General features: G+C 65.4%; 13 protein-coding genes, 1 other RNA gene and 1 pseudogene. 12 read left to right on the top strand and 3 right to left on the bottom strand.

What is annotated here, in order from left to right; translation table 11 throughout:
- Positions 1 to 33: 33 nt before the first annotated feature.
- Both ACCQ03_RS12470 and ACCQ03_RS12465 read left to right on the top strand, forming a co-directional pair.
- Positions 34 to 372, top strand: a pseudogene (locus tag ACCQ03_RS12470) (cupin domain-containing protein); the annotation flags it as partial.
- A gap of 165 nt (positions 373 to 537) precedes the next feature.
- Entirely contained in the window at positions 538 to 1,041 is a 504-nt protein-coding gene (locus ACCQ03_RS12465) for a DUF6496 domain-containing protein (protein ID WP_209227338.1), read from the top strand.
- Between the two features lie 108 nt (positions 1,042 to 1,149).
- Here the strand turns inward: ACCQ03_RS12465 and ACCQ03_RS12460 are convergent, their stop codons facing one another.
- Positions 1,150 to 1,575, bottom strand: a complete 426-nt coding sequence (locus ACCQ03_RS12460; RefSeq protein ID WP_057678224.1) for a type II toxin-antitoxin system death-on-curing family toxin — start codon at positions 1,573 to 1,575, stop codon at positions 1,150 to 1,152.
- Between the two features lie 8 nt (positions 1,576 to 1,583).
- The gene (locus ACCQ03_RS12455; RefSeq protein WP_003490241.1) at positions 1,584 to 1,805 is read right to left on the bottom strand and encodes an AbrB/MazE/SpoVT family DNA-binding domain-containing protein; all 222 of its coding nucleotides are present in this window, start codon (positions 1,803 to 1,805) and stop codon (positions 1,584 to 1,586) included.
- A 150-nt stretch (positions 1,806 to 1,955) separates the two neighbouring features.
- Between ACCQ03_RS12455 and lexA the strand changes: the two genes are divergently transcribed.
- From lexA to ACCQ03_RS12435, 4 genes are all read left to right on the top strand, one after another.
- Complete coding sequence (gene lexA / locus ACCQ03_RS12450) at positions 1,956 to 2,561, top strand: transcriptional repressor LexA (RefSeq protein WP_150145658.1); 606 nt, start codon at positions 1,956 to 1,958, stop codon at positions 2,559 to 2,561.
- A gap of 1 nt (position 2,562) precedes the next feature.
- Positions 2,563 to 3,216: a translesion DNA synthesis-associated protein ImuA gene (gene imuA / locus ACCQ03_RS12445; RefSeq protein WP_209227340.1), complete on the top strand. Its 654-nt coding sequence runs from the start codon at positions 2,563 to 2,565 to the stop codon at positions 3,214 to 3,216.
- 9 nt (positions 3,217 to 3,225) lie between these two features.
- Complete coding sequence (locus ACCQ03_RS12440; RefSeq protein WP_209227342.1) at positions 3,226 to 4,644, top strand: Y-family DNA polymerase; 1,419 nt, start codon at positions 3,226 to 3,228, stop codon at positions 4,642 to 4,644.
- Positions 4,645 to 4,819: 175 nt separating this feature from the next.
- Positions 4,820 to 8,068, top strand: a complete 3,249-nt coding sequence (locus ACCQ03_RS12435) for an error-prone DNA polymerase (protein ID WP_209227344.1) — start codon at positions 4,820 to 4,822, stop codon at positions 8,066 to 8,068.
- 147 nt (positions 8,069 to 8,215) lie between these two features.
- On the opposite strand, the gene ACCQ03_RS12430 is transcribed toward ACCQ03_RS12435, so the two are convergent.
- Positions 8,216 to 8,401 (bottom strand): hypothetical protein, encoded by a 186-nt coding sequence (locus ACCQ03_RS12430; protein ID WP_081022823.1) that lies wholly within the window; start codon positions 8,399 to 8,401, stop codon positions 8,216 to 8,218.
- Between the two features lie 100 nt (positions 8,402 to 8,501).
- Between ACCQ03_RS12430 and ACCQ03_RS12425 the strand changes: the two genes are divergently transcribed.
- The 6 genes from ACCQ03_RS12425 (at position 8,502) to ACCQ03_RS12400 (ending at position 17,488) form a co-directional block, all read left to right on the top strand.
- Positions 8,502 to 10,094, top strand: a complete 1,593-nt coding sequence (locus ACCQ03_RS12425; protein ID WP_209227354.1) for an alpha/beta hydrolase family protein — start codon at positions 8,502 to 8,504, stop codon at positions 10,092 to 10,094.
- 209 nt (positions 10,095 to 10,303) lie between these two features.
- Positions 10,304 to 11,122, top strand: a complete 819-nt coding sequence (locus tag ACCQ03_RS12420) for an HDOD domain-containing protein (protein ID WP_150145660.1) — start codon at positions 10,304 to 10,306, stop codon at positions 11,120 to 11,122.
- A gap of 427 nt (positions 11,123 to 11,549) precedes the next feature.
- Positions 11,550 to 13,520, top strand: a complete 1,971-nt coding sequence (locus ACCQ03_RS12415) for an OPT family oligopeptide transporter (RefSeq protein ID WP_017157890.1) — start codon at positions 11,550 to 11,552, stop codon at positions 13,518 to 13,520.
- A 718-nt stretch (positions 13,521 to 14,238) separates the two neighbouring features.
- Positions 14,239 to 15,075 carry a transporter gene (locus ACCQ03_RS12410; RefSeq protein ID WP_057677421.1) on the top strand — a complete coding sequence of 279 codons (837 nt, stop codon included), beginning with the start codon at positions 14,239 to 14,241 and terminating at the stop codon, positions 15,073 to 15,075.
- Positions 15,076 to 15,136: 61 nt separating this feature from the next.
- A non-coding RNA gene (locus tag ACCQ03_RS12405) (sX9 sRNA) lies at positions 15,137 to 15,213 on the top strand.
- 154 nt (positions 15,214 to 15,367) lie between these two features.
- On the top strand, positions 15,368 to 17,488 hold the full coding sequence (locus ACCQ03_RS12400; protein WP_209227346.1) for an alpha/beta hydrolase family protein: 2,121 nt from the start codon (positions 15,368 to 15,370) through the stop codon (positions 17,486 to 17,488).
- Positions 17,489 to 17,594: the final 106 nt, after the last annotated feature.

Genomic DNA, 17,594 nt, shown 5'->3' with positions numbered 1-17,594 from the left:
CCTGAGCATCGCCTCAACCCTGAGGAGTGGCTTATGCAGATTGCACAACTGACATTGACCGACGCATTCAAGGTGCTGTTTTCGGTGCGCCAGGTGCAAGCCGCCGAAATGGTGATTGCACCGGGCCAGGGCGAAGGCGGGCCCGGCAATCGCCACCGTGGTGCCGATCAATGGCTGTACGTGGTGGAAGGCACCGGCGAGGCAGTGATCGAGGGGCAGACCCATGCACTGCAGGCCGGTAGCCTGATCGCCATCGAGCGCGGTGAAACCCACGCGATTCGCAATACGGGGAATACACCGCTGAAGACGGTCAATTTCTATCACCCGCCTGCCTACGATGCCCAAGGCGAACCCTTGCCAGCCGGTGAGGCATTTGATCGCTGGCGGTGGTGCCTGTCGTTGCGTGGATCGGTCACTGCGCATGCAGGACTTGGTAAGGCGGCAGGCATGCTTCAACGCCAGGTGATCACCACGCCCACTGCGCATTGACGCCATGCTTGTTACATCGAATTGCCATCCACCAACAGGGGAAGTGCCATGCCACAGGCCAAGACACGCCGCGCTGCTGCCAAGGACAAGCGCGAAGGAAAATCGGCCAGCACCCAGGCCGGTGAATATGTCAAAGAAGAAATCGACCAGGTGCGCGACGGCGCGCATGGTGTGAAAAGCACCAAGCAGGCCATTGCGATCGGCTTATCCAAGGCGCGCCGCGATGGCGTGGATGTTGCCCCGCGCAGTTCCGCGTCCAAGGCCACCAAGAAAAAAGCCGCGCAGGACAAGGCCGCGGCAACCTCCAAAAAGTCGGTGTCGCCTACGCGCTCGGCCGGTGCCAAGAAAGCCCTCAAGACCGCCAGCAAGGACACGACCGCCAAGAAGACGGTAGGCAAACAGGCATTGTCCAAACAGACCACGCGTGCCGCGAAAAAGCGCACGGCCAGCGACCGTTCGACGGCAGCAAAGAAGGCGGCAAAGACCAAGGGTCCGGCCGTACGCAAGGCCGCCGCGAAGAAAGCGGCAGCGACGCGCAAGCGTGCCGAATAAGGGGGCATGCGTTAGACAGCGACGTCGATGCTGACCGAGTTGCGACGTTTAGATCCGCTACTTGCGCACTCATGTGCCAATACTGGCGCGTTGCTGCCCAGGGTTGCTTCAGCCGTAATGACCTTGCGGTTCGTGCACATGCGTGTCTGCACGCAACCGCACGCGCGGCCGTAGCCACTGGGCGAATGCCGCTTCGCTCCACCCGCCATTGGCCAGCCCCATCATGGCAACGTATTTTTCTTCCTGCGAGGCGATGAGCTCGGCACCGTTGAGCAGCAAGAAGACCCGGTAGCACACATGGGCAGTCCGTTTGTTGCCATCCACGAACGGGTGATTGCGCGCGAGCCCATACGCCAGGCTGGCCGTCAGCTCCACCAGATCGGGCGCAGGGTCGCCATACGAAAACAGTTGTTGCGGGCGTGCAAGTGCCGAATCCAGTAGCGCTTCGTCGCGCACTCCGCTTGCACCCCCGTGTTCGCTCAATTGGCGTTCGTGGATGGCCAATGCAAGCGCATGCGTGATCCAGATCAGCATGCGCGTGTTCACTTGGCCAGCTTGTTCAGCACTTGGCGATCCTCACGCATCACCTGCTCGGCCACATCCATCTGCGCGGCCAACGTCGGGTCGAATGCGGTCAGCTTGATGCCGTCGGGCGTTTCCAGTGCATAGAGTTCGTCGCCCTTTCCAAGCCGCAGGCGGGCCAGCAGTTCCTTGGGCAGGATGACGCCGGCGGAATTGCCGATGGCGGTGATCTTGAGTTTCATGGCGGCACTCTCACGTTGGTACGAAAGTTATAACCCTGTCGTTGGCCGGTCGCAAGCGGCGTGCTGAAGCGGCTCAGCAAGGCAGTCTCGCCTGCTGCGATCGATGGGTGTACAAATGTACACCTTGTCTCCTGCTGCTGCCGCGCCCCGATGCCATCGCTTTCCCCCCAACGTGCCGCCGTGCTGGCGTTCCTACAGGAGCAGGCCCACGCAGGCGTCTCGCCCAGCCTGGCCGAGATCGCGCAGGCCTTCGGGTTTGCCTCGCGCAATGCCGCGCAAAAGCACGTGCAGGCGCTGGCCGACGCCGGTTTGATCGAGCTGCTGCCCAATCAGAAACGTGGCATCCGCATGCCGGGTGGCGCCGGTCGCGATGCATTGCTGGCCTTGCCGGTGCTGGGGCGGGTGGCCGCGGGCCTGCCGATCGGTGCGGATATCGGCCTGGAGCGTCAGCTCTGGCTGGACCGCGCGCTGTTCTCGCTGCGCCCGGATTACCTGCTGAAAGTGCAGGGCGATTCGATGATCGATGACGGCATCCTGGATGGCGACCTGGTGGGCGTCCACCGCAGCAACGAGGCGCGCGACGGGCAGATCGTGGTGGCGCGGGTGGATGGCGAAATCACCATCAAGCGCCTGGAGCGCGGCGCCGAACGGATCCGCCTGCTGCCGCGCAATCGTGCGCATGCGCCGATCGTGGTGGCGGCCGATGCCGACTTCGCGATCGAAGGGCTGTACTGCGGCCTGATCCGGCAGGGCTGAGATGAGCCAGGAGCCGGCGCGCATCAGACAGGACGGCAATGCGGCCGTGGCACTGCCGCTGGACGCCCTGCTGGCTGCGCGCACCGTCTGGCGTGCAGGCCAGGGCACGGCCACCGCCAATGGCGGTGAATCCACCGGGCATGCGGCGTTGGATGCGTTGCTGCCCGATGGCGGCTGGCCGCGGCGTGCGTTGACCGAGTTGCTGTTGCCTGCGCATGGCATCGGCGAAATCGCCTTGTTGCTGCCCACGCTGGCACGCATGACCGCCAGCAGCAGCCGGGTGGTGCTGGTCGCACCGCCGTTCATTCCTTACGCGCCGGCCTGGCAGGCAGGCGGGGTGGTGCTGGAGCATCTGGAAGTGGTGCAGGCCGAGCCGCGCGACGCGTTATGGGCGTTCGAACAATGCTTGCGCAGCGGTGCATGCGCTGCGGTACTGGGCTGGCCGCAGACTGGCGATGCGCGTGCGCTGCGCCGGGTGCAGGTGGCGGCCGATAGCGGCAATTGCTGCGCGTTCGCACTGCGCGACCGCCGTCATGCGGTGAATGCATCGCCAGCGGCCTTGCGGCTGGAATTCCTGCCCGAGCGCGATGCCTGGCAGGTGCGCAAATGCCGCGGCGGGCAGGTGCCGTCGCAGCCGTTGCGGCTGGCGCATTGAGCCGCGCGCATGTTGTGGGCCTGCATCTTGCTGCCGCAGCTGGCGCTGGACGCCGTCCTTCGGCGTCTGGAAGAGCCACAGGCGCCACTGGCGCTGGTGGAAGGCCCGGCGCAGCTGCGCAGCCTGCATTCGGTCAATGCTGCCGCTGGCGCAGCTGGGTTGAAGGCCGGCATGCGGCTATCGGCGGCGCATGCCTTGATGACCCAGGTGCGCACCATCGATTACGACGCGCAAAACGAAGCGCGCACGCAGCGCTTTCTTGCGGCCTGGGCGTATCGGCATAGTTCGCTGGTCAGCCAGCAGTGGTCGCGCGCCATCGTGCTGGAAGCCGGTGCCAGCTTTCGCCTGTTCGGTCCCTGGCCACGCTTCGAGCGCCGCCTGCGCGATGAGCTGCAGGCATTGGGCTTCCAGCACCGGCTTGCGCTGGCGCCCACGCCGCGTGCCGCGCGCGTGCTGGCCGGCCTGCGCGACGGCATGGTGGTGACGCAATTGCCGGCCCTGCACAGCACGCTCGACAAGGTGCCTGTGCGCCGTGCTGCATTGCCCGACGATGCCGGCGAGCGCCTGCAGCACATGGGCGTGCGCACGCTCGCGGCGGTGCGCGGCCTGCCGCGCGACGGGTTGCGCCGGCGGTTTGGTGCGGGCCTGCTCGATCATCTGGATCGCCTCTACGGGCAGGTCGACGACCCACTGGAGTGCTACGCGCCGCCAGACCACTTCGACCATCGCGTGGAGCTGGGCTATGAGGTGGAAACGCATCCGGCGCTGCTGTGTCCGTTGCGCCGGCTGATCGGCGACCTGTGCATGTATCTGTCCATTCGCGATGGCGGCGTGCAGCGGTTTTTGCTGCGCCTGGAGCACGAAGAAGGCGCCACCGATGTCGAGATCGGCCTGCTCACACCGGAGCGCGCGCCGACCTTGCTGTTCGAGCTGGCCCGCAACCGGCTGGAGCGTGTGGAGATTCCACGGCCGGTGGTGGCGATGCGCTTGCTGGCACGGCAACTACCACCGTTCGTGCCGGCCATGCGCGACCTGTTCGATCAGCGCGCGCAACAATCGGTGGAGTGGCCGCAACTGCGCGAGCGCCTGCGTGCACGGCTTGGCGATGACGCGGTCTATCGTGTGTTGCCGGCCGACGACCCGCGCCCGGAGCGCGCGTGGCGTCGCGCCATCGGCGATGCGGTGCGCGAAGCCGCTGCGCCGCCGCGTCCGCCGCGCCCCACCTGGTTGCTGCCGCAGCCGGTGCCGCTGCACGACCCGCACCTGCGCATCGTGTCCGGCCCGGAACGGCTGGAAAGCGGTTGGTGGGACGACGATGAAGCCCGTCGCGATTACTACGTGGTGGAGACTGCGCGCGGCCGGCGTGGCTGGGCCTTTGCCGCACCTGGCCGGGTAGATGGCTGGATGCTGCATGGGTGGTTTGCGTGAGCGCGCGCATGTTCGCGCGGTATCGGAGCAGGTACCGACTGTCTGGTGGTTGCGGCTGGGGCGCGCGTGGCCGATGCCAGGGCTGCAGGCAAGACGCAGCAGCATCTTCAATGGCGCGATCTGCTGCGCACTGCAAAAACCGTCTGGCGCAGCGCGCTGTTGAAGGCAGCCGCCCATGAGCTGGGATGACGCCATCGATGGCGTAGACCGCGACACGCCCGGCGGGCGCATGCCGCGCGCCTGGAATGTGGCCGCACGGTTGCGCGCGGCCAATGACGACATCAGCCATGCGCACGTTGCCGATGGCTTGCCCGCCTATGCCGAGCTGCACTGCCTGTCGGACTTCTCGTTCCTGCGTGGCGCCTCCAGCGCCGAACAGCTGTTCGTGCGCGCACAACACTGCGGCTACAGCGCCTTGGCCATCACCGACGAATGCTCGCTGGCCGGCATCGTGCGTGGCCTGGAAGCGTCGCGCGCCACCGGCGTGCGGCTGATCGTCGGTAGCGAATTCGCCCTGGTCGATGGCACCCGCTTCGTGCTGCTGGTGGAAGAGGCGAACGGTTATCCGCAATTGTGCGCGCTGATCACCACCGCGCGGCGCGCGGCCAGCAAGGGCGCGTATCGCTTGGGGCGGGCCGAGGTGGAAGCGCAGTTTCGTGATGTGGCGCCGGGCGTGTTTGCACTGTGGCTGCCCGGCGCGCAGCCGCAGGCAGAGCAAGGTGCCTGGTTGCAGCAGGTGTTCGGCGAGCGCGCATTTCTGGCAGTGGAATTGCATCGCGAACAGGACGATGTCGCACGCCTGCAGGTCCTGCAAGCGCTGGCGCAGCAACTGGGCATGACCGCACTGGCTAGCGGCGATGTGCATATGGCGCAGCGCCGCGAGCGCATCGTGCAAGACACCCTGACCGCCATCCGCCACACGCTGCCGCTGGCGGACTGCGGCGCGCACCTGTTTCGCAATGGCGAGCGCCATCTGCGCACCCGGCGTGCCCTGGGGAACATCTACCCGGAAGCGTTGTTGCAGGCCACGGTGGAGCTGGCGCAACGCTGCACCTTCGATATTTCCAAGATCAGCTACACCTATCCCAGAGAACTGGTGCCGGAAGGCCACACGCCCACCAGCTATCTACGCCAGCTCACCGAAGCCGGCATCCGCAAGCGCTGGCCGGGCGGCATCTCGGCCAAGGTGCGAGAGGACATCGAAAAAGAGTTGGCGCTGATCGCGCTCAAGAAGTACGAAGCTTTCTTCCTCACTGTGCAAGATGTGGTGCGCTTCGCACGCGAACAGGACATTCTCTGCCAGGGCCGTGGCTCATCGGCCAATTCGGCGGTGTGTTATGCGCTGGGCATCACCGCAGTCAATCCCGACGAGACGCGTCTGTTGATGGCGCGCTTCCTGTCCGAAAAACGCGATGAGCCGCCGGATATCGACGTGGACTTCGAACATGAACGCCGCGAGGAAGTGCTGCAGTACGTCTACAGCAAGTACGGGCGCGAACGCGCGGCGCTGGCGGCGACGGTGATCTGCTATCGCGGCAAGAGCGCGGTGCGCGATGTGGCCAAGGCCTTTGGCCTGCCGCCGGACCAGATTGCGTTGCTGGCCAATTGCTATGGCTGGGGCAATGGCGAAACACCGATGGAACAGCGCATCGAAGAAGCCGGCTTCGATCTGGCCAACCCGTTGATCAACAAGATCCTGGACGTGACAGAGCACTTGCGCGATCACCCACGGCATCTGTCCCAGCACGTGGGCGGGTTCGTCATCTCCGACGAGCCCTTGTCGCTACTGGTGCCGGTGGAAAACGCCGCGATGGCAGACCGCACCATCATCCAGTGGGACAAGGACGATCTGGAAACCATGAAGTTGCTCAAGGTCGATTGCCTGGCCCTGGGCATGCTGACCTGCATTCGCAAGACGCTGGACCTGGTGCGTGGCCACCGTCATCGCGACTATGCGTTGGCCACCTTGCCGGATGAGGATGCGGCGACCTACAAGATGATCCAGCGCGCCGATACGGTCGGCGTGTTCCAGATCGAGTCTCGTGCGCAGATGGCGATGCTGCCAAGGCTCAAACCGGCAGAGTTCTACGACCTGGTCATCGAAGTGGCGATCGTGCGCCCTGGCCCGATCCAGGGCGACATGGTGCATCCGTACCTGCAACGTCGCAAAGACAAGAGCCTGATCAACTATCCCTCCGAAGGCGTCGAGAAAATTCTCGGGCCGACATTGGGGATCCCGCTGTTCCAGGAGCAGGTCATGGAGTTGGTGATCCACGCCGGCTACGATCCTGACGAGGCCGACAAGCTACGCCGCTCGATGGCGGCCTGGCGCCGCGGTGGCGATATGGAATCGCATCGCGTGCGCATTCGTGCATTGATGGAAGGCAAAGGCTACGCCTCCAGCTTCATCGACCAGATCTTCGAACAGATCAAGGGTTTCGGTTCCTACGGTTTTCCGCAGAGTCACGCCGCCTCGTTCGCCAAACTCGTCTATGCCAGTTGCTGGCTCAAACGCCACGAGCCGGCTGCCTTCGCCTGCGGGCTGCTCAACGCGCAGCCGATGGGTTTCTATTCGGCCAGCCAGATCGTGCAGGATGCGCGCCGCGGCAGCCCCGAGCGCGAGCGTGTGGAGGTGCTGCCGGTGGATGTGTTGCACAGCGACTGGGACAACACCCTGGTCGGTGGCCGGCCCTGGTGCAGCGACCAAGACCCAGGCGAACAACCGGCGATCCGGCTGGGCATGCGGCAGGTCGCCGGACTGTCGCAAGTGGTGGCGCAGCGCATCGTTGCCGCACGCACGCAGCGGGCGTTCGCCGATATCGGCGATCTGTGCCTGCGCGCCGCACTCGACGAAAAAGCACGCCTGGCATTGGCAGAAGCCGGCGCTCTGCAAGGCATGGTGGGCAACCGCAATGCCGCGCGCTGGGCCATGGCCGGTGTGGAGGCGCGCCGCCCCCTGTTGCCGGGCAGCCCGGAGGAGCGCCCGGTGGAGTTCGAGGCGCCGCGCGCGGGCGAAGAAATTCTTGCCGATTACCGCTCGGTCGGCCTGAGTCTGCGCCAGCATCCAATGGCGCTGCTACGGCCGCAGATGCGCCAGCGACGCATCCTGGGCCTGCGCGAGTTGCAGGGCCGCCGCCACGGCAGCGGCGTGCATGTGGCCGGCCTGGTCACCCAGCGCCAGCGCCCGGCTACCGCCAAGGGCACCATCTTCGTCACCCTGGAAGACGAGCAGGGCATGATCAACGTCATCGTCTGGTCGCACCTTGCGCTGCGTCGCCGCCGTGCGCTGCTGGAATCGCGCCTGCTTGCCGTGCGCGGTCGCTGGGAACGCGTGGACGGCGTAGAGCATCTCATCGCCGGCGACCTGTACGACCTCAGCAACCTGCTCGGCGACATGCAGCTGCCCTCGCGCGATTTCCATTGACGCCTTTTTAGGTGCATGCATTGCTGCTAGATTCCGCACTCGGTTTGCCTACAACACGGAGTCGTACATGCGGAAATGGATCATTCCTGCGGCCCTGGTGCTGCTGATGGCGGCCGGCACTGCCACGGCCCAGGTGGATGTCGGCGCCTACATCAAGAAAGACAAGTTCGCCGACATCAGGCTATCGCCCAGCGGCGTGTATTTCGCCGCGACCGTGCCGATGGAAGACAAGACCGCCCTTGCGATCATGCGGCGTTCGGACAACAGCATCGGCGCCACCTTCGTGCTGGAAAAGAACACGTACGTGAGCGATTTCGCCTGGGTCAGCGACACCCGCGTGTTGATTTCCATTGCACAGAAGTACGGCCTGCTCGACAAGCCGCTGCCGACCGGCGAGCTGTATGCCATCAATGCCGATGGCACCGGAGTCGAGTTGCTGGTGGGCTACCGCGCACGCGGCACCGGCCTTGGCACCAACATCAAGGTCAAGAAGACCGAAGCGGTGGCCGCATTCCTGACCGATCCCTTGCCCGACGACGACCGCAGCGTGATCGTGGCGATCTGGCCGATGTCGGGGCAGGATCCCTACACCCGCGCAGAAAAACTCGACGTCACCACCGGCCGCCGTCTCCCGCTGGCGCGTGCGCCGATTCAGCGCGCCAGTTTCACCACCGACCATCATGGGCAGGTGCGCTTTGCGCAGGGGGCGGGCTCGGACAACGTGAGCAAGCTGTATTACCGCAAGGGCGCGGGCGACGAATGGGCGCTGATCAACGACGAGCAGGTCAGTGGCCATGTCGAAACACCGCTGGGTTTTTCGCAAGACGAGCGCATTGCCTACTTGCGCGTGCAAAGCGCCAACGGCCCCGATGCGATCGTCGGCTGGGACATCCAGGCCGATCGCCGTGAGCAGGTATTGCGCGACGCGGTGGCCGACCCACTGGAGATCATCTACCGCAACGGCACCAGCATCCCGGTCGGCGCCACTTTCATGGCCGACCGCCCCCGCACCCGCTTTTTCGACGAGCATGGTGTCGAGGCGCGGATGTATCACAGTCTGGAGGCGGCCTTCGCCGGCAATGCGGTGCGCGTGACCTCCAGCACCAAGGACGGTCGCTACGTGATGCTGGAAGCCTATTCGGGCAGTAATCCTGGCGACTTCTACGTGTTCGACACGCAACAGAACAAAGCCCAGCATGTGATCAGTCGGCGCGACTGGTTCGACCCCGAGCGCACGGCCACCGTGCAGCCGATTGCGCTGCAGGCACGTGACGGAGCGCCGTTGCATGGGTATCTCACGCTGCCGCGCAGCGGGGGCGACAAACAGCTGCCAATGGTGGTGATGCCCCATGGCGGTCCCTTCGAGATCTTCGACAGCTGGCAGTTCGACGACGATGCGCAGCTGCTGGCGCAAGCGGGCTATGCGGTGCTGCAGATCAATTTCCGTGGCTCTGGCAATTATGGGCGCCACTTCCAGCACGCCGGCGCGCGTCAGTGGGGCGGCACCATGCAGGACGATGTGACCGACGCAACGCGCTGGGCGATTGGCCAGGGGTATGCCGATGCACGCAAGATCTGCATCTTTGGCGCCAGTTACGGTGCGTACGCAGCCTTGATGGGTGCGGCAAAGGAATCGGGCCTGTATGCGTGCGCGGCCGGTTATGTGGGCGTCTACGACTTGCCGATGATGTTCACCAGCGGCGACATCCAGAAGCGCGGTTCCGGCGAGAACTACCTCAAGCAGTGGTTGGGTGATCCGGCCACCCTGGCCGCACGTTCGCCGGTCAATCTGGCCAAGCAGATCAAGGTGCCGGTGTTCCTGGCCGCAGGGGGCGAAGACGAGCGCGCGCCCATCCAGCACAGCAAGCGAATGGAAGCGGCATTACGCCAGGCCGGCACGCCAGTGGAAACGCTGTACTTCGACACGGAAGGCCACGGCTTCTACACCGAACCCCATCGACGCGCGTTCTACACCCAGCTGCTGGCATTTCTGTCCAGATCGCTGGGTGGCGCCAAGGCCGACTGAGCGTCATCGAGACGGTCGCCTTGTCGAACTGCCGAGTTCGCTTGCCTTCCCTGTCGGCCGGGCCAGCCGGTGAGGCCGTGCGCTGTACAGACCCAGCCAGAAGCCTGAGTGAATCGTCCTGCCGTCGGTCATTGGCAGTGAACCGGTCCGTGTTACACCATGCAGGTCCGCGCGGCCGCGCTGGCTTGTCTTTCACCCACGAGGCGATCATGAAGTTGGAGGCGTTGTTCGACCAGTTGCACACCTTGCCCACCGTGCCCAAGGTGGCGCAAGACCTGATCCGTCAATTCGACGATCCGCAGACCGATATCGATACGCTGGCGCACAGTATCGAGCGCGATCCGGTGATTGCCGCCAAAGTGTTGCGGCTGGCCAATTCGGCGCGCTTCCATGGCTTGCGCGATTCCACCAGCGTGGAAGACGCGGCCATGCGCCTGGGCTTCAACACGCTGCGCACGCTGGTGCTGGCGTCGGCGATGACGGGCGCGTTCCGGGCCGGCCCGGGCTTCGACCTCAAGGCCTTCTGGCGGCACAGTTTCGAAGTGGCCGGCATCTGCCGCCTGCTGGCGCGCCAGCAGGGGCTGGACCCGGAGACGGCCTTCACCTGCGGGATGATGCACAACATCGGCGAGCTCTTGATCCAGTCCGGTGCGCCGGAATACGCCAGCCGCATCAATCACGAAACCTCCGCTGCCGGTCATGCGGCCGAAGAAACCCTGCAACTGGGCTTCGGTTACCCGGAAGTCGGAGCCGAGCTGGCACGGCGCTGGCAGCTGCCCGTGGTGATCCAGGAAGCCATCGCGTACCAGGTCCGGCCCGCCGCGGCCCCGGACGGTGCACGCATGCCATTGCTGGTGGCCCAGGCGGTACTGGTCTGCGATGCGCTGCATGCGCATGGCGGCGCCACCGCGGAGGCATTGGAAGCAGTACGCAGCCCGCTGATGGAGGGCGTGGATCTGGACGGGTTGTTCGCCGCGCTGCCGGAAGTCATCGAGGCCGATCGCGCCTTTGCCGAGTTGCTGCACTGACCCTCGGCAGGACGCGCTGCTGCGTCATTGCCGGCGCAGCGGCGCATGCGCAGTCGTGTGCGTCTTGCATTGCACGCGCGGTGCCCGCTGCTGCCATGCAGTGATCGCCGCGTCGGGCGCAGATTCCGGGAGGCGTCAGCGCGACTACGCTCCGCTTCGCAGCAGCTGGCGCCAGGCGGCAGGCACGGCGCACATGTATCGACGCTGGGGTGAACGTGTTTGGAAACGTGCCCGCGCGCTTAGCAGCAAACGTGCCGGATGCCGCTGCGATTGGACAGTTGCACCCCAGGCAGCAGCGCATGCGTCGGGTCGCCCCGGTGAAGTCCACCCGCCACAGCACGCACACTGTCACGCCGCGTCGCAGCTGGACTCGCGTGGACACAGGCGCTAGCGTGGTGCGGATTTTTTGCCTACAGGGGAATGCCCAATGAGCCACGACGCGCAGCCGCGCCAGCTCACCTTCCGTGCCGTCGCGCTGGCCATCGTGCTGGCGGTCGTGCTTTCGGCCGCCAATGCCTACCTCGGCCTGTTTGCCGGCTTGACCATCGCCACCGCCATCCCGGCAGCCGTCGTGTCGATGGGTGTGCTGCGCCTGTTGGGCGGCGGCACCATCCTGGAAAACAACATCGTCCAGACCGGGGCGTCGGCCGGCTCGTCGATCGCGGCCGGGGTGATCTTCACCATCCCCGCGCTGGTGATCATGGGCTATTGGCCGGACTTCAAGTACTGGTGGGTGCTGGGCATCGCCGGCATGGGCGGCCTGCTGGGCGTGTTGTTCTCGGTGCCGCTGCGTCGCTCGATGATCGTCGAAGACCCGCTGCCGTTCCCCGAAGGCAAGGCGGCGGCCGAAGTGCTCAAAGCCGGCGAAAATCCCGGCCCGGGCCTGAAGATTCTGGCCATTTCCGGCGCTATCGGTGCGCTGGTCAAGCTGGCTGCGGCCAGCGGCCTGCGCGTGATTCCGGACACCTGGGCGCAGGCCACCTACTTGGGCAGCAGCCGGCTGGTGGGCTATATCGGCACCAACCTGTCGCCGGCGCTGCTGGGCGTGGGCTACATCGTCGGTTTGAACGTGGGCATCGTGGTGCTGTCCGGTTCGATCCTGTCCTGGCACATCGCCATCCCGTTGTATCAGCAGTTCTTCATGGGCTCGGACCCGGCCCTGGCGCAGAGCCTGGTCGGTGCATCGGCTGCCGATGCAGCGTTCGGCATCTGGGGCGCGAAGATCCGCTACCTCGGTGTCGGCGCGATGTTGATCGGTGGTGTGTGGACCCTGTTTTCGCTGCGCAAATCGCTGTTTTCCGGCGTCAAGAGCGGTTTTGCGGCTGCGCGCAAGAGTGGCGGCGGCGTGGTCGCAGAGACCGAGCGCGATCTGCCGATGAAGTGGATGCTGGTAGCGCTGGTGCTGTGCACGCTACCGCTGCTGGGCCTGTATCAGGCCATCGTGCAGCAGTGGCATGTGTCGATCCCGATGACCATCATCATGATCGTGGCCGGCTTCCTGTTCGTATCCGTTTCGGGCTATCTGGCGGGTTTGATCGGTTCGTCCAACAACCCGGTGTCGGGCATCACCATCTCCACCATCCTGTTCGCCTCGGCGGTGCTGGTGTTGCTGCTCGGCAAGAGCGGCCTGGTGCCGGTGGGCATCGGCGCCGCGCCGCTGGGCGCGGTGGCCGCGATCATGATCGGCGCGGTGGTGTGCTGCGCGGCGGCGGTGGGCGGGGATAACCTGCAGGATCTCAAGGCCGGTTATCTGGTCGGTGCCACACCGTGGAAACAGCAGCTGATGCTGGGCATCGGCGCGTTCTCGTGCGCATTGATCATGGCGCCCGTGCTGAACCTGCTGGCCCAGGCCTATGGCATCGGCCCGGCCACGCCCCAGCATCCCAACTCGCTGGGCGCGCCGCAGGCCACGCTGATGGCCTCGGTGGCCAAGGGCCTGTTCGGCGGCCAGCTGCCGTGGAGCATGATCGCGATCGGTGCCGGCGTGGGCGCGGCCATCATCGCGCTGGACGAATGGTTGAAGGCTACCGGCAAGCGCTTCCGCGTGCCGGTGCTGGCCGCGGCCATCGGTATCTATCTGCCGCTGGAACTGATGGTGCCGATCTTCCTGGGCGGGCTGATCGCGCATCTGGTGGAACGCTTCCACAACATCCGTGCCGACGACGAAGACGGCCGTGACCGCGTGCATCGCCCGGGCGTGCTGTTTGCCGCTGGCCTGATCACCGGCGAGGCGCTGATGGGCATCGCCATTGCGGTGCCGATCGTACTGTCCAGCCGCGCCGATGTGCTGGCATTGCCGGCCGCGCTGCAGCTCAACCAATGGGTCGGTCTGGCGATTCTGGCCCTGGTCGGCTGGCTGCTGTATCGCGTCGGCAAGCGCGGCGAACAGGCCGCCTGAGTGTGATACCCGATGGCGCATGCGCTCGGCATGCGCCATCTGCAAGCTGCGCTTGGTGGCATGCGCAGCTTGATCCAGCGCAGATTTGATGGCTCGGGAACCCGCTGGCTGGGCCACTGCCTCTAGCCGGCTAAGACGGATGGTTTACACACCAGCGCTGCAATGGCGCCAGGTGCTCCGCACGACGGCTGTCGATTCGCCGTTTCGATTGCATCGTGGCCACTGCGTCCGTCACACCGCATGCGAACCGTGTAGCACTGCCGCATGCGGGGCATCGCTGCCTGCACAGCTACCGGCTACCCGCATCGCCAGGCAATGTCTTTGCGCCGGCTTTACGCCCTGCGCCGCTGCCGTGCATAGCGACTTTATGCCGCCGCTCCTTATCGTGCCGTCTCCTGCACAACGGTGCGCCACGAGTGCTGCATGCCTGGACTGACCTGATCCCAACCACGCTGGAAACCGTGGCGCGCTTACGCGCTTTACTTGACGTTCGTAACGCCAGGCAAGTGTCTGCCAGTGCAAACACGCGCACTGCTCTCCAGCAAGCGTGCTTAACGCATCGCGACCGTGCTGGCGCCGCCCTGAAAAACCTGCAGTCGCGGCACTGCCGACCAAGCGCAGCGCCGCCATGCCGCGCGTCGTAACGCCTTACTCATCCCACTCTTCAACGCTGCACGGTCATGCGATTCGTGCCGCGCTTTGCCCTGGAATCACCGCAATGCCCACCATCACCTCGCGCTCGTCTTCCCGCAGGACTCTGCTCGCCGTCATCGTTACTGCAGCGCTGAGCAGCCTTGCAGTTCAGGCGCAGGCGCAAGACGCCACCGACGCGGCGCTTTGCACCGATCGGCCGACCAAGGCCAATGCCACCTGCACCGTGCCGGCCGGCGACTGGCAGCTGGAAACCGACATCGGCAATTACACGCGCGACAGCCAGCCCGGCACACGCACAGAGACGGCGTACTTCACCAATCCCACGCTCAAGTACGGCGTCAGCGACCGTATCGATCTGCAACTCAACTGGGCACCGCAGCTGCAGGTCAAGACCACCGACCGCGCCACCGGCGCGCGCAGCAGCCTGAGCGGCGGCGGCGATCTGTATCTGCGCATGAAGGCGCGTGTGTACGAGAGCGACACCGCCAGCGTGGCGCTGCTGCCGTTCGTCAAAGCACCCACCGCGCGTACCGGCCTGGGCAACGACACCTGGGAAGGCGGCCTGGCGCTGCCGGTCAACTTCGTGCTGCCCAGCAGCTTCTCGCTGACGTTCGGTCCGGAGCTGGATTGGTTGGCCGACAGCGATGGCAGCGGCAAGCATGTCGCCATCGTCAACGTGATCAATCTCGCGCGCCCGATCACGCCGAAGTTATCGATGGCCGTGGAACTGTGGTCCTCGATCAACCGCGACCCGGCGCGGACCGTCGAGCAGTACTCGGCCGATATCGCGGCGTCGTATCTGCTCAACCCGCTGTTGCAGCTGGACGTGGGTGCCAATTTCGGCCTCAACGACCGCACGCCCGATACGCAGGTCTACGTCGGCCTGTCGCACTGCTTCTAAGGGCAGCGAACAAAACAGCTGCGCAGCCACCAGGCGGGCGCGGCCGGTGCTCGGAATCGGCATGTGCCACGCGTACACTCCGGTTCTGAGTGCCCCGTCCGCACCCACCTGACGACAGCGCGCTGCGTTCTGTTAGCCGCTCCAAAGCGCTCAGCCGCCCATGTTGCGTATAGGCGGCATGGGCGGACGCATGCGTGCGCGGCGCACTGCGTCGCGCCGCATGACCTGCTGCCTTTGCGCGTGCGCCGCAGCAACGCCTACCATCGACGTTTTGCCGTTGCCGGAGATCTCGATGAAGCTGCGTCACGCCGTATTGCCCTTGTGTTTGCTGGCTGCCTTGCCAAGCCTTGCCGCCGCGCGCGGTTTCGATGTGCGCGACATGGTGGCGCTGGACCGGGTGTCCTCGCCCACGCTCAGCCCGGATGGCAGCGTGGTGCTGTTCGCCAAGCGCCAGGCCAAGACCGCCAATGGCAAGCCGGCCACCAGCCTGTGGGTGCGCAATCTGCGTACGCGCGATCTGGCGCCGCCCAAGCGGCTCACCCCGGAAGGATGGAACGTCAACAGCCCGACGTTGTCGCCGGACGGCAAGACGGTGTACTTCCTCAGCAGCAAATCCGGCAGCCAGCAGCTCTACGCGCAGCCGATGGCCGGCGGCACCCCGCAGCAACTCACCGCATTTGCAGTAGACGTGGACAGCTACAAGCTCTCGCCGGACGGCAAGCGCATCGCCTTCAGCGCGGGGGTGTTCCAGGACTGCGGTTCGGACCTGGGCTGCACCAAGAAGAAGCTGAGCGAGCTCAAGAACAACAAGGTCAGCGGCGTGGTGTACGACCAGTTGTTCGTGCGTCATTGGGACACCTGGAACGATGGTCGCCGCAATACCTTGTTCGTGGCCGAGTTGCCTGCGGCTGGTGCGAAGGCAGTGGTCGGGGCATCGGCGATCAGCGCCACGCTGGCCGGCGACGCGCCGTCTAAGCCGTTCGGTGGCAACGACGATTACACCTGGTCGCCCGACGGCAGCAGCGTGGTGGCCAGCGTGCGCATTCCGCAGCCGCATGGCCCGGAAGCAGGGAAGAACCCCAAGGCCGGCGGCAAGCCCACCGGCAACGACGAGCCCTGGCAGACCAACTTCGATCTGTACCGCCTGGATGCGAGCGGCAAGTCCGCGCCGGTCAACCTGACCGCGGCCAACCCGGCCTGGGATGCCGGCCCGGTGTTCAGCACCGACGGCAAGACCCTGTACTACCGCGCCATGAAGCGCCCGGGCTTCGAGGCCGACCGCTTCGGCCTGATGGCGATGGATGTGGCCAGCGGCAAGACCCGCGAGATCGCGCCGAAGTGGGACCGCTCGGCCGGCGAAATCGTGCTGAGCGCCGACGGCAGCAGCCTGTACACCAGTGCCGATGATCTCGGCGAGCATCCGCTGTTCAAGATCGATATCGCCAGCGGCGAGGCGACCAAGCTGGTGGGCGAGGGCAGCGTGCACGCCCCGACGCTGGCCGGCAATACGCTGGCGTTTACGCGCAGCTCGCTCAAGAGCGGCGACCAGGTCTTCGTCAGCGATGCGCAAGGCCAGGGCCTGCGCGCGATCAGCCAGAGCGCTGGCGAAATGCTGCCCGACGTGCAGTTCGGCGATTACGAGCAGTTCCAGTTCAAGGGCTGGAACAACGACACCGTGCATGGCTACGTGGTCAAGCCGTATAACTATCAGCAGGGCAAGACCTATCCGGTGGCGTTCCTGATCCACGGCGGCCCGCAGGGCAGCTTCGGCAATGGCTGGAGCAACCGCTGGAATCCGCAGACCTACGCCGGGCAGGGCTATGCGGTGGTGATGATCGACTTCCACGGCTCCACCGGCTACGGCCAGGAGTTCACCGACGCCATCAGCCAGCATTGGGGCGACCGCCCGCTGGAAGATCTGCAAAAAGGCTGGGCCGCCGCGCAGAAGCAATACGGCTTCCTCAACGGCGACAAGGCCTGCGCATTGGGCGCCAGCTATGGCGGCTACATGGTCTATTGGTTGGCGGGCAACTGGAATCAACCATGGAAGTGCCTGGTCGACCACGACGGCGTGTTCGACAACCGCACCATGGGCTATGCCACCGAGGAACTCTGGTTCAGCGAGTGGGAAAACGGCGGCACGCCGTGGCAGAACCCGGCCGGTTACGAGAAGTTCAACCCGGTGCTGCACGTGGACAAGTGGAAGGTGCCGATGCTGGTCATCCACGGTCAGCAGGATTTCCGCATTCCGGTCGAACAGGGCCTGGCTGCGTTCACCGCGCTGCAGCGCAAGGGCATCGATTCCAAGTTCCTGTATTTCCCGGACGAGAACCACTGGGTGCTCAAGCCGGATAACAGCATCTTGTGGCATGACACCGTCAATGGCTGGCTGAAGCAGCATATCGGCCAGTGATGAACGACCGACACGCCGCCAGGCGCGGCGTGTCGGTTGCTTGAGCGATTGCGTTCTCTGGGTGATGGGCGCTGTCGAAGTCACCGTTCGGCAGTCGCATCCTGCC

Origin of the sequence: Xanthomonas sp. NCPPB 3569, assembly GCF_041475645.2 — a bacterium.
Classification (GTDB): Bacteria; Pseudomonadota; Gammaproteobacteria; order Xanthomonadales; family Xanthomonadaceae; genus Xanthomonas; species Xanthomonas phaseoli.
Note: the sequence above shows the minus strand (reverse complement) of the source record. Positions and strands in the feature narration are given on the sequence as shown.